This is a genomic window from Aeromonas sobria (assembly GCF_050266975.1).
In the GTDB taxonomy this organism is placed as follows: domain Bacteria; phylum Pseudomonadota; class Gammaproteobacteria; order Enterobacterales; family Aeromonadaceae; genus Aeromonas; species Aeromonas sobria_B.
Window position 1 is genome coordinate 11,492 of sequence record NZ_JBKISU010000031.1, and the last position, 13,444, is coordinate 24,935.

The following is a 13,444-nucleotide window of genomic DNA, read 5'->3' on the forward strand; positions in this document are numbered from 1 at the left end:
CATCTCTCTCCTTTCCATGGACGCGTTCGTTCATCAGGCGCGCTGGCGCAGCGCCACCGCTGCCGGCTCCCGCTCCCCCAGGCGCAGGAAGGCGGGCAGCAATATGAGGGTAAACAGGGTGCTGCAGCTCATGCCGCCGACGATGACGGTGGCCAGCCCCCGGTAGATCTCGCTGCCCGCACTCGGGCTCAGCATCAGGGGCAACATGCCGAAGATGCTGGTCAGGCTGGTCATGGCGATGGGGCGCATCCGGCTTTGCAGCGCATCCGCCACCGCCGCCGGGCGCGTCATCCCCTCCCGCTCGGCCAAGCGGGTCTGATGCACCAGCAAGATGGCGTTGTTGACCACCAGACCCAGCAGGATGACGAAGCCGATGATGGTCAGCAGATCCATGGGCAGCGGCGCCACCCGCCCGCTGATGACCAGCGCCAGCACGCCGCCCACGGTGGCGAGCGGCAGGGTCAGCAGCACCAGCAGGGCATCCCGGACCGAGGCAAACAGGCCCCACAGCAGCACCAGCAGGATCACCAGAGCGAACAGGAAGATGCCCCCCAGATTGCCGAGGGCCTGCTGCAGGCTGTCGGCGTTGCCAGACACCCGCAACTCGCCGCCGGCAGGGAGCAGGGGGCGGATGCGGGCGAAGCTCTTCTCCTTGAGGGTGTCGAGCACCTGCTCCATGCTCATCCCCTGTGCCGGGGTGATCTGCAGGCTCAGGCTGCGGCGCCCATCGGTGCGAAAGATGCCCGATGGCCCCAGATCATGCTCCACCTTCAGCAGCTCGCCGAGGGGCACTATGCCGCCCCTGGGGGTGGCCAGGGGCAGCGCCCGCAGATCGTCCGGGTTGCCCGAGGTCTGCCCCATCAGCAGGATGTCGAAGCGCTCGTCGCCGTCGAAGTATTCGCCGACCCTCAGGCCGTCCCCCAGGGTCTGGATGATGGTCGGCATGGGGGTGCGATCCCAGCCCACCTCCGCCAGGCGCCTGTCTTGCGGCACCAGCCGCAGCTCGGGGGCGGTGAAGTCCAGGGAGGGCTCCGGCCGCACCTGGGCCCCCGGCAGATCCTGTTTCACGATCGCCATGGCCGCCCGGGCCGCTTGATAGAGCTCGGGCAGATCCCCCCCCTGAAGCAGCAACTCGACCCCGTTCTCGCTGTCAAAGCCGCCAAACAGCGAGCCCTGGCCGCCGAAGGCCCGGGTATCCGGGATGCCCTGCAGCAGATCCTGCATCAGCAGGGTCTCCAGCTCCTTGATGCGCCCCTCCTCCCTGGCCCGCACCCCGATCTGGGCCCCGCCCGGGTAGCGCATGATGTAGTAGTTCTTGAGGGCCGGCTCCTTCTCTCCTTTCATGTAGGGATCGAGCCGGGCGATCAGGGTGTCTATCACCTCTTCCCGCTGGGCCTTGAGGTTGACCCCCGGGGTGAAGCTCATCCAGACGTCGATGGCGTCGCGCTTCACGTCCGGCAGATAGTTCATCTTGGGCAGCAGGGCCCAGGTCGCCAGCACAGGCAGGCTCATCATGGTGAGAATAATGGTCCAGCGCCGCGCCGGGGTGCGGGTCCAGTGGAGGATGCGCGCCGTGGCCCGGCGCCAGTGATCGCCATAGGGGTCCCTCAGCCCCTCTTGCCCCATCCAGCGCGACGCCACCGCCGGCAGCACAGAGACGGCCACCAGCATGGAGACGGTGACGGCGCAGGCGATGGTGAGCGCGAGGTCTGCGAACAGCTGCCCCTCCACGTCGTTGAGCAGGAGCACCGGCAAGAAGATGGCCACTGTGGTGAGGGTGGAGGCGACCAGGGCCGCCCACACCTGGCTGGTGCCCGCCAGGGCCGCCCCCGCCTTGTCGAGATCCCCCCGCTCGTGGCGCCGGTAGATGCTCTCCAGCACCACGATGGCGGCATCGAGCACCATGCCCACCGCGAACGCTATCCCGGCCAGGGAGATGACGTTGAGGGTCCTGTCCATCAGCTTGAGCAGGCAGAGGGTCAGCATGATGCTGATGGGAATGGCGAGCGCTATCATCAGGGTCGCCTTGAGCCGACGCAGGAAGACCCAGAGGATGGCGCAGGAGAGCAGCACCCCCAGCCCCAGGTTGGCGGTGACCATGTGAATGGCGCGGTTGATGTAGAGGGAGGCATCGAACGACTGCGCCATGTGCAGCCCGACGGGCTCGAGCACCTCGCGGTTGAGCTCGCCCACCCTGGCCTTGATCGCCTCCAGGGCCGCCAGGGCATTGGCGCCGTTCTCCTTGTAGATCTGGGCCGAGATGGCCTGGTTGCCATTCTGGATGCGCAGCACAGGGTTCTGCTCCCGGGTCAACCGCACCTCGGCCACGTCCCGCAGGTAGATGGGCAGGCCATCGCGCCAGTCCACCACCTTGTCCTTGAGGCTCTCCACGTCGTAGCGACCGGCGAAGCGCAGCTTGTACTCCCAGCGCCCTATGTCGAGGGTGCCAGCGGAGACATCCCAGCCGGTGGCGGCCCGGCTCGCCAGCTCGGGGATCTCCACCCCCAGCTCGGCGGCGCGGTAAGGGTCGAAGCGGATCTGGATCTGGCGGGCATTGATGCCGTCTATCTCCACGGTGGAGACCCCGGGGATGCGCTCCAACTCCGGCTTGACCCTGGACTCAATCAGCGGCTGCTGCTCATCCAGGCTCCCCACGGTCCCCGGCAGCTGCTGGATGAAGAAGAAGGTGAGGGTATCGTTGCTGCTGTAGTTGTTGAGGTAGGGGCCCTCTATGTTGTCCGGCAGGCTGGAGACCCGGTTCAGCCGCGAGATGATCTCCAGTTGGACCCGCTGCATGTCGGTGCCGATGGCAAACGCCAGATCCATCTCGACGAAGCCGGGGTAGCTGTTGCTGGTGAGGCTCTTGAGCCCCTGCACCCCCTGCAGCTCCTGCTCGATGGGATCCGTTATCTCGGACTCCATCTCTTGCGGCGAGGCGGATCGCCAGGAGACGAAGATATTGAGATGGGGGCGCTCTATGTCCGGGAACAGCTGCACCGGCAGGCTGCGCATGCTGAGCAGGCCGGCAAAAAAGATGAGCACGATCGAGACCGCCACCCAGATGGGGCGTTCGATCGCCGTCTTGGCGAGGTTCATTTCATCTTCCTGATGTTGTTGTTATCGGCTCGCTCCGCGAGCCTGCTTCCTGCCCCAAGGGTGAGGGGACAAATCATTAAACTGGAAATCCCATCCCTTGTAAACGCGCGAAATACAAACAAAAAAACCGGCCATCACGGCCGGTTTTCAACAGCAGGCATGGCGGGATCAGGCGGCGTCGTCCACCCGGGCGGGTTGGCCCATGGCCTCCAGTTCGCCGGGGGCAAAGTTGTCCACCTGGATAGCCTCGCTACGCAGGGCATCGGCGGCGAGCAGCTGGTCGGCCTCTTCCTGGGTCAGCAGGGCGATCGCCAGGGCCTGGCTCACCAGTTCGGGCAGGGCCAGCTTGCGGGGCAGGCGCCCCTCTTTCTGGGCCTGGGCAAGCTTCTTCTCCAGAGGCTGCACCGAGACCATGGCGAGGAAGGCCCTCTCCATCTGGCCGATGGCATCCTGTTCATCCTGGCCCACGTAGCACAGGGCGGTGAGGCGGTCACGGAACTCGCCCGGCGTCATCATGGCCTGGCAGATGGCGTGGCAGCGATCATCGGCCGGCATCTGGTAGTGGATGCCGAACGGGAAGACCACCCGCTTGAGCAGGGCGCCAACGACCCGATTCGGGAAGTTCTGGAAGAAGCCGTCGAACGCCTTGCCGATGAGGTGCAGGTTACGCTCCAGGGCATACTGGACGAAGGGCAGGTCGGAGACCATGCGCCCCTGATCCTCGTAGTGCTTGAGGGTCGAGGAGGCCAGGTAGAGGTGGCTGAGCACGTCGCCAAGACGGGCGGAGATCATCTCCTTGCGCTTGAGATCGCCGCCCAACATCAGCATGGAGACGTCGGCGCACAGGGCCAGCCCCTTGCTCATACGAGCCAGCTGCCGGTAATAACGGGCAGTTTCCCCGCTCACGGGGGCGCCGTTGAAGCGGCCCAGGGTCAGCCCCTGGAACAGGGCGCCGAAGAAGTTGCCCGTGCCAAATGCCAGGTGCTTCATCAGCAGGCCGTCAAACTTCTCGAGGCCGCGCTCGGCATCCGGATCGGCCGCCGCTTCCAGCTCGGCGAACACATAAGGGTGACAGCGGGTCGCCCCCTGGCCGAAGATCATCAGGTTGCGGGTCAGGATGTTGGCCCCCTCCACCGTGATGGCGACCGGGATCCCCATGTAGGCGTAGCCGGTGTAGTTCTTCGGGCCCAGCTGGATGGCGCGACCGGCGTGGATATCCATGGAGTCATCCATGATCTGGCGCGCCATCTCTGTCATGTGGTACTTGGAAATCGCGGTGACGATGGCCGGCGCCTGACCCAAGTCCAGGGAACCGGCGGTCATGCGACGGGCCCCTTCCAGCTGATAGGTCAAACCGCCGATGCGTGCCATGGCTTCCTGCACCCCTTCGAACTTGCCGATGGACATGCCGAACTGCTTGCGCACATAGGCGTAGGCACTGACGGTGCGGCTCGCCATGTGGCCACAGGCGGTGCCCAGCGCCGGCAGGGAGATGCCGCGACCGGCGGAGAGGCACTCCACCAGCATGCGCCAGCCGCGACCGGCGTACTCCGGACCACCAATGATCCAGTCGATGGGGATGAACACATCCTTGCCAAAGGTCGGACCATTGAGGAAGGCCAGCCCCATGGGGTAGTGGCGATCGCCGACCCGCACCCCGGGGTGGCTGGTGGGGATCAGGGCGCAGGTGATGCCGAGATCCTCCTTGTCCCCCAGCAGTTGCTCGGGATCATGCAGCTTGAAGGCCAGGCCCAGCACGGTGGCGCGCGGCGCCAGGGTGATGTAGCGCTTGTTCCAGTTCAGGCGAATGCCGAGCACCTCCTCCCCCTTGTACTGACCCTTGCAGACGATCCCCTTGTCCGGGATGGCGCCCGCATCTGAACCCGCTTCCGGACCGGTCAGGGCGAAGCAGGGCACCTCCTTGCCATTGGCCAGACCCGGCAGCCAGAAATCCTTCTGGGCCTGGGTGCCATAGTGCATCAGCAACTCGCCCGGCCCGAGCGAGTTCGGCACCATGACGGTGACCGCCACGCTCAGGCTCTTGGTGGCGATGCGGGTCACTATGGTGGAGTTGGCGATCGCCGAGAACTCGCGGCCACCGTAGGATTTCGGAATGATGAGGGCGAAGAAGCCCTCCTTCTTCAGATAATCCCAGACCGGCTCGGGCAGATCCTTGGTCTCGTTGACTATCTTGAAGTCGTCGATCATGGCGAGCAGAGTCTCGACCTGATTGTCGATGAAGCTCTGCTCATCGGCGCTCAGGGTCGCCTTGCCGTAGCCATGGAGTTTCTGCCAGTCGGGATTGCCACGAAACAGCTCGCCATCCCACCAGACGGAGCCCGCCTCCATGGCCTCCCGTTCGGTCGCAGACAAGGGGGGCAGTATTCTCTTGAAGATGGCAAACACCGGACGGGTTACCCACTTCTTGCGGATAGCCGGGACGCCGAGCACGACGGCGACGGTCACCACCAGCAGGACAAGCAATGTGATCATGGTTCAGTTCCCTCTATTTCACAGTTCCGTTAAGTTATTGTTTTGATTAAACGGCCAGGGATAACCTGGTCGATTCCGTCGGCGCGCCTACCCCGGCCGCCAGATAAGGAATAACGTTGCGCACCAGCCCTTCCACATCCAGGTGCTGACCAAAATCGGCCTGGGCGATATCCCGCAGCGCATCGGCGGAAGCCATGGTGAACACGACAGTGCCCAGGGTGAAGTGCAGCCGCCAGAAGAGATCCGCCGGCGTCAGCGCCGGATTGGCCTGGGAGATGGCCTGGGTGATCCGCTGCAGGGTCGCCCCATAATAGCTGGTGATGAAGCGACGCAGGTGGCCCTGACTGTCGATGTAACCGCGCCCCAGCAGCTGCATGAAGAGGGCCGGGCCGTTGGCTCGCACGGCGGCCAGCTTCATCAGGGGGTCGACAAAACTCTCGAATACCTGGAGCAGGGTCAGCTCGTCTCGCGCCATCAGGGCGGCCAGTCTGGTGTCCAGCTCCGGCATGAACAGGGAGAGATAGCGGTCCAGCACCGCCTGGATCAGCTCTTTCTTGGAGCCGAAGTGATAGTTCACCGACGCCAGGTTCACATCGGCCTCGCTGGTGATCAGACGCAAAGAGGTATCAGCGAACCCCCGCTCGGCAAACAACACCTCGGCAGCATCGAGAATACGGTTCTTGGTATCAATCTTGCTCACTGTGCACCTCACTTAAACGAATGTTTAAAAAGTACGTTTCATAGCCTGAGGTGTCAAGAGAATGTGAATCCAGGTTAGGGAAATGTTTTATTAAAAAGCGGGGAACTTTGACCAAAAAACAGACTCTATATCTATGCCACTGCAATTAAACATTAAGTCTCGCCCAACCAGCCCTGTGCTGATTGGGCATTTTTTTATGGCGAAACACCCATCTCATCGAGCTGCCGGATGCCCGTTTCGGCTTGCAAAACAAATGGAAGGCAAAAAAAACCGCCGCAGAGCGACGGTGGGGAAAGAAGGTTGCGTCATCCTGACCCAACCCATCGATGGAAGTTCAGGCTGCACATCGATGAACACATCTTACCCAAGCCTCCCGGATAAACTTTGTCAGAGTTGCAGGCATTTGTGACAGAGTATGACAACCCCTCTGCGTGGCCCCCTCTCCCCCTTTTTGCTATGCTGGCGCTTCGCTCATCTGGCTCTGCTCACCCAGGGGAAACGCCATGAAGTACACCGTCGACACCCATACCCACACGGTCGCCAGCACCCACGCCTACAGCACCATCCATGACTACATCCCCATCGCCAAGGCCAAGGGGATCAAGCTGTTTGCCACCACGGACCATGGCCCGGACATGGCCGATGCCCCGCATTTCTGGCATTTCGTCAATCTGCACGTCTTGCCCAGGGTCGTGGACGGCGTGGGCATACTGCGCGGCATAGAGGCCAACATCAAGAATCTGGACGGGGAGATAGACTTCCCCGAACGCTACGAATCCCGCCTCGACATGATCATGGCGGGCTTCCACGAGCCCGTGTTCCCGCCCTGTGACAGGGCCACCCATACCCAGGCGATGATCAACGCCATCAGGAGCGGTCGGGTCGACATGATAAGCCACCCGGGCAACCCCGCCTTCCCCATCGACATCGAGGCCGTGGTGCATGCCGCCGCGCAGTACAGGGTCGCCCTTGAGGTCAACAACTCCTCGTTCAGCCACTCCCGGGCCGGCAGTGAAGACAACTGCCGCGCCATCGTCGAGGCGGCGCGGGATCTGGGGGCCTATCTCACCTTCGGATCCGACTCCCATGTCGCCTTCAGTGTCGGCGACTTCGAACACTGCCATCGCCTGGTCACGGCAGTCGGCTTCCCCGAAGAGCGGATCCTCGCCCGCTCCCCCCGCGCCCTGCTCGCGTTTCTCGAAAGCCGGGGCCGGGCCCATATCCCGGAATTTTCAGATCTCTGATCCGCTCCGTAACACCATGAGCCGGCTCATAAAAATAATTCAGGCACATTGACTTGCCAGGACATTTTCGGGAATCTAGGCCGACGCCGATATAGCTCAGTTGGTAGAGCAGCGCATTCGTAATGCGAAGGTCAGGAGTTCGATTCCCCTTATCGGCACCATATAAAACAAAGGGTTAGCTTCTCAGCGAAGCCAACCCTTTGTGCTTTTTTGCTCCATCCCCCTCCTTTGCGGTTTGCTACCCCTCCCGTTTGAGCCACAAGAAAGCCCATCAGGCAGGGGGGCTTGTATCGTTTGAGCTTTTGAAGCACGCCAAGGCCAGGATTGGCCCAAACATCTTCTCATCACAGAAGATTCAAATTCATTTACCGGCTCTGATTTAGCTTGGCCTTGATGTCGTGCTCAACTCAATTCGGACACGCTGTCAGGCTGATGTTCAGTCACAGCTGGCGACGATAATTCCTCGCATTCATGCGAACACCACTAGCTGTCGTCATCCAATCGGGTCGCTACGGTTCACGCCAATGGACTCATATGCTTTCTACCGCTGGAGCCATTGCCTCTCCACCGCCCTGAACCGTCTCTTCTTGAGCGCCAGCTCCCGATATTGACTGCGTCGACTCATGTATTGGGGAGGCTGGAATGAGATCAAGGTAGACAACCAAATCTTGAAATCGAAACCAAACAGCACAACCCACATCAGTCGACACCGCATACCACTCCACAATTCCCCACCCCCTAAGCGCCAAGACAAGCTCACCGAGCGCCCTAGCGACACCGAAAGGAGCACTCATTGAAAAAAACCATAAATTAAAGCCTTAAATCAATAAGTTAACATCAATCATAATATAATCAGCACAAGTAAAGAGTGATGTATCAATACGAATTGTTTTGTGATTTGCAACACAAACTTCGATCATCATGAGAGATAAAGATTGTATTGGAAATCGATTTCAAGAAAATGAGCTCAGCATGATTTGTCTTGGCATCGATTGCACAGAAGCTGTTTGAGTCTCGACGGTTCATCGCGGTGGATATTTTTCCCATTGATTGGAGTGGTCAGTATGAATGCAACAAAAAAAGGACTTTTGGCATCCTTGATCGCCGCAGCCTTGCTCGGCGGATGCGGTGGTGACGAGAACATTTCTGCTAGCAACGGCGGTGAAACGCCTCCGGGCGAAACGCCACCTGGTGAGACGCCGCCAGACAGTGGCGATGGTGCATTGCTGCTATTCGGTGTTGGGGCGAGCGCAAACGTCACCCCCAGCATTCAATCGGAGAAAGACAATTGGGATGTTCAGTCGGTAACGGCCTCCCCCGTCGCCATGACCAGCATCAGCGCCGTACTCATCAACAATGCCGGCACCGATGACACCGCCGATGTGCAGGTACCCGGCGATGGTGATGGCACCTTCATGCTCAAATCCACCACCCCGCTGAATCTGAGCAAGTATGCTTCCGGTTTCATCGAGTTTCAGCTGCGGACCAAGAGTGCGGTCCCGGAGGCACTCTCCGTCTCCATCGACAACGAATACCCCAACCGCAGCAGCCTGCCCATTTCCGGCGCCCTGGCCGGTACCGGCGACTGGGAAACGCTCACCCTGCCCATCAACTGCATGAAGCCCTTCCCCGGTGCCACGGCGATCAACCTCGCCACCGTGGGCACGCCATTCCATCTGGCCACCAAGGATGCCTTCAGCTACGAAATCACCAACATCAAGTACCTGCTCACCACCTCGGCCAAGCCCGTTGTCGACCCGGTCACCTGTGAAGCACCGGGCAACGGCACCGATCCTGGCACCGACCCAGGCACAGATCCGGGAACCGATCCCGGCACCGATCCGGACACAGGCTCCGGCGTCAACAACGCCCCCGCGCTGGTGGTCACCGACACCGCACTCTACTACTCCGGTGACAAGAGCCTGGCCCAGGACCTCAGCGCCGATTACCCGGCAGCCAGCTTCGGCGGCACCCTGACCGATGAAAACCAGGTCATCACCATGGATCTGCCGGACAATGGCGCCGCCTTCCTCGGGACCGACAGCGCCAATGGGGATCTCTCCGCCTATCAAAACGGCGCCATGCTGCTCGACCTGAAAGTCTCCAGCTACGGCGACTCCCCCAACATCCAGATCCGGATGGACGGCACCGCCGGCCCCGATTTTGGCACCTTCTTCACCATGGACAGCAACATAGTGCCCGATGACGACACCTGGTATCGCTGCACCCTGCCGGTCACCTCTCTCATCCCGGCGGCCAACACAGGCTCGGTGCAAAAGGCGCTCTACCTGAGTGGGGCATGGGATGCCATGGCCGGTCTGCGCTTCGCCTTCACCAACGTGGCCCTGAAAACGGCCATCCCAACAGACTTTGACAGCAATCAGCCTTGCCAGAAGATCAATTGATAAGGCATTGAATCTTCAAGAGAGATCGCTTGAAAACACTTTTCTACGGATTGGAGCAATAAGATGAAATTGAAGTCGCTAGCCTTGTTTGTCGGGGCATGTTGCGGGCTCGCATTGCCCGCTGTATCAAATGCAGCCGAAAGTTTTGGTTTTCATGGATATATTCGTGCCGGCTCACTATTTGACGCCAAAGACAACTTTTCCAAAGCGGGTTACGAATATGAGATGGATAAAACCATGGGGCGCCTTGGCTCCGAGTTGGATAATAGCTGGGAAGCTGGACTGAATAAGCTGTGGGATATTGGCAGTGGAAAATCCGTCAACATTCACTTCAAGGTTGAATCCGATGCCGATGGTTTGCAAACTCGAACTGCACCACGGGAAAGCGGCGTATCAGAAACCTATGTGGAACTCGGTGGCATCACGCCAACAGGAATCATGTGGGGTGGGTTACGTTACTACGATCGTGAGAACTATATCTGGACCACTGACTTTTTTTACACTGACTACTCAGGCACCGGCGCCGGTATAAAAGGCATGGAGATGGCGGGAGGGAAGTGGGATTTTGCTTACATCAACAGCAATGATACCGACCACTCCGATCGCGCCAATGGCACCGATGCCACCATGCATACCCTCCATACCAGCGCCTTGTATGGCGCCTGGGATATGGAAATCGCCCTGAAACAGATGCCCGACAATGAATTTGACGGGGACAGTAAAAAATATGCGACCAAGGGGGCAGAAGGCACCGTCATCTATTCCCGCGATGACTTCTTCTTCATGCCGGGCGGCTTCTCCAAGTTCATCGCCCAGGCGGGCCGTGGACTGGGTTCCGGCGATTTGCTGGGGGCGAACCTGACCAATACCGCCATGTATCGCAAGGGTTCCCTGTACCAGAAAACGCTGCAGGATGCGGCCGATGGTTACAAACCCTATCAATCCAAGGTGATGGATGGCGATCAATCCTATCGGGTATTTATCTGGGGCGGCTGGTATGGCGCCAACGTACACCTGCTGCCAACCCTGTCGTATCAGTACAACGACTATGAGATGGGTGGCCATGACTCCTGGTATGCCGCTTCACTGCGCCCGGTGTTTCCGGTCAATGAGTTCTTCTCCGTCCAGACCGAACTGGGTTATGTAAAAAATAACCTGATGATTGACAACATTGACCGTGGAAGTACCTCCCACAAGATCAGTGTGGTTCCCACCTTCACCGTCAATACCGGCATGGGTCCCTCGCCCGAGATCCGTCTCCTGGCGACCTATGTCGATCACAATAATGAGACCCCCTGGCAAGAAGATCGGGAAGATTTCCTGGTCGGAGTGCAAGCGGATATGTGGTGGTAAGCTAGGTTGGAACACTGTTCTGCACTATAATCTCGGGTCCCTTGGGGGCCCGCATTTTATAAGGAAACAATATGAAGAAAAGTAAGCAGTACCTGCCTTTTCTTGCCAGCTTGCTGGTGGCAGGATGTGCCAGCATGGGCTCCGACCAACCGCCGAGGTCTGCAGCAGCGGCCCTGCAGCAACAGGTTCAAGATGACAGGATGCAATTGTCAAACAAGGTGGCGGTTGAAACATTCAGGGGTCTTACCTTCCAGCCACTTGGGCAGGAGAGCAGATGGGTTAATATTGGCGCTGACAATCAGGTTTACGCATTTGATTCGGGAAAAAGCTATGTGATGGCCTTTTCGTTGCCCACCTTCACCCAGGCCGCCCGCGTCAAAATAACCATACCGGTCGACGCGACTGTGTTTCTGCCAAGCATCTTGTTGCTGGATGAAAACTATATGGCAGTTCAAGCGATTCCCAGTTCGACCTTTACATATGATGGTCGTTCATTAATTACTGGGCAGAGCATCCAGGGGGAATTTACGATCCCGGCTCCCATTGGCGGTGCACGAGCAGCCTATATGGTGATATATACCACTGCACAGGACATGCAAGGCCATACCAGGATCAATCCTGACGATCTCCAGCGTGCCATGCAATATGATCGCACCACGGATGTCGCTCGGCTAATCAATGTTGAAGTACCCCATATGGCCACTGGACGCCTATATTTGTCGCTGGACGCAGAGACTGCCAAAAACGAGATATTGGTCACAAAAACCATATCACCCGTGATGGTCACATCGGATAAATCACTGGGTGAATTGGATTATTACCAGCATATTCGCACGGCAGTCGAAAGCAAAGACTATGAACAAGCCCTCGCCTGGGTCAAAGCCGCAGAAAAGGCAGGCTTCACCAAGGCAAGAGAGGTCTTTTTTGCCGCGCAGCAGTAGTGCATCTTCCCCTTGGCGACTCGTATCATTGCTTGTCACCACGAAGGGAAAAGAGTATCCTAACTCGCTGATTTATTAGCAAGATATTTACTTTATACTGGCCACCACCAGTCATTTTACAGTCGAATACGGAGGGGGGATGTCGAAGTCAGCTCAGGAAAAAAAAGCCACTGTCTATGATATCGCCCGTCGAGCTGGCGTCTCGGCAAGCACTGTATCCAGGATATTGAACGGCTCGGCCAAAGTCGCCGCGGATAAACGCCAGGCCGTGGAAGATGCGATTCAAGCATTGAATTTTCGCCCCAACCTGATGGCGCAATATCTGAAAACGGGTCAGTCCATGACCCTGGGAGTATTGACTCAACATGTTGAGAGTCCATTTTCCAACGAAATGTTGCGTGGTGTTGAACATACCCTGCAGGGTATGGAATATGTACCGCTGATTGTCAGTGGCCACTGGAATGCGGAAGAAGAGGTCGAACGGCTGCGACTACTGGTGGCGCGACGGGTCGATGGTCTTATTATTTTGACCGGCCACGTCAATCAGCAAACACTGCTCGAGTTTTCACAGCAAATACCTATTGTTGCCACCGGTCACAATATCATGACCGAACGGGTACACTCCTTCAGTATCAATAATCGACTGGGTGGCTATATGGCAACCCGTTATTTATTGGATCTGGGTCATCGTGATATCGCCCATATTGTCGGCTTGCCGGATCAAAACGATGCCATCGAGCGTCACCATGGTTATCGTCAGGCCCTGGTCAGCGCGGGCATCGAATATGATCCCTCCCTGGTCATCCAGGGAGATTTCGCCGAGGTCGGCGGACTCAATGCCGTCAAGAAACTCGTGGAGAGTGGCCGGAAATTCTCCGCCATCTTCTGCGCCAACGATCAGACCTGCTACGGAGCCATCCTGGGGCTCAAGCAGTGCGGCTTGCGCGTGCCCGAAGATGTCTCCCTCATCGGTTTTGACGACCTGCCCTTCTCCACCTACTCCAACCCGCCATTGACCACGGTGCGCCAACCCATCTACGAGATGGGGGTCAAGATGGCCAAGACCCTGCTGGGATTGATCGAGAATACGGAGCCGAACTCGGACGAATTGCCCGAGTTGAGCATAGTGGTGCGTGATACCACACTGCCGTACAAGGGATGAACGCTGACGGGGGCTGTGCTCCGCCCGACATGAGATGAAAGCGGCCTGCG

The 13,444-nt window shown here is 58.9% G+C and carries 8 protein-coding genes and 1 tRNA gene; 6 read left to right on the forward strand and 3 right to left on the reverse strand.

Going from position 1 to position 13,444, the window contains the following annotated elements; translation table 11 throughout:
• Positions 1-33 precede the first annotated feature (33 nt).
• The 3 genes from ACLHZ1_RS16350 to ACLHZ1_RS16360 all read right to left on the reverse strand — a co-directional run bounded on the left by ACLHZ1_RS16350 (position 34) and on the right by ACLHZ1_RS16360 (position 6,289).
• Positions 34-3,096, reverse strand: a complete 3,063-nt coding sequence (locus ACLHZ1_RS16350) for an efflux RND transporter permease subunit (protein WP_427262929.1) — start codon at positions 3,094-3,096, stop codon at positions 34-36.
• A 168-nt stretch (positions 3,097-3,264) separates the two neighbouring features.
• Positions 3,265-5,589, reverse strand: a complete 2,325-nt coding sequence (locus ACLHZ1_RS16355; RefSeq protein WP_427262930.1) for an acyl-CoA dehydrogenase — start codon at positions 5,587-5,589, stop codon at positions 3,265-3,267.
• A gap of 46 nt (positions 5,590-5,635) precedes the next feature.
• On the reverse strand, positions 5,636-6,289 hold the full coding sequence (locus tag ACLHZ1_RS16360; RefSeq protein ID WP_427262931.1) for a TetR/AcrR family transcriptional regulator: 654 nt from the start codon (positions 6,287-6,289) through the stop codon (positions 5,636-5,638).
• A 503-nt stretch (positions 6,290-6,792) separates the two neighbouring features.
• Here ACLHZ1_RS16360 and ACLHZ1_RS16365 point away from each other — a divergent pair.
• From ACLHZ1_RS16365 to ACLHZ1_RS16390, 6 genes are all read left to right on the forward strand, one after another.
• The gene (locus ACLHZ1_RS16365; RefSeq protein WP_427262932.1) at positions 6,793-7,533 is read left to right on the forward strand and encodes a phosphatase; all 741 of its coding nucleotides are present in this window, start codon (positions 6,793-6,795) and stop codon (positions 7,531-7,533) included.
• A gap of 85 nt (positions 7,534-7,618) precedes the next feature.
• Positions 7,619-7,694, forward strand: a tRNA-Thr gene (locus ACLHZ1_RS16370).
• 903 nt (positions 7,695-8,597) lie between these two features.
• Positions 8,598-9,938, forward strand: a complete 1,341-nt coding sequence (locus ACLHZ1_RS16375; protein WP_427262933.1) for a putative glycoside hydrolase — start codon at positions 8,598-8,600, stop codon at positions 9,936-9,938.
• Positions 9,939-10,001: 63 nt separating this feature from the next.
• Positions 10,002-11,291, forward strand: coding sequence for a carbohydrate porin (locus ACLHZ1_RS16380; protein ID WP_427262934.1), 1,290 nt, complete (start codon positions 10,002-10,004; stop codon positions 11,289-11,291).
• Between the two features lie 71 nt (positions 11,292-11,362).
• Positions 11,363-12,232 carry a MalM family protein gene (locus tag ACLHZ1_RS16385; protein WP_427262935.1) on the forward strand — a complete coding sequence of 290 codons (870 nt, stop codon included), beginning with the start codon at positions 11,363-11,365 and terminating at the stop codon, positions 12,230-12,232.
• 139 nt (positions 12,233-12,371) lie between these two features.
• Complete coding sequence (locus ACLHZ1_RS16390; protein ID WP_427262936.1) at positions 12,372-13,394, forward strand: LacI family DNA-binding transcriptional regulator; 1,023 nt, start codon at positions 12,372-12,374, stop codon at positions 13,392-13,394.
• Positions 13,395-13,444: the final 50 nt, after the last annotated feature.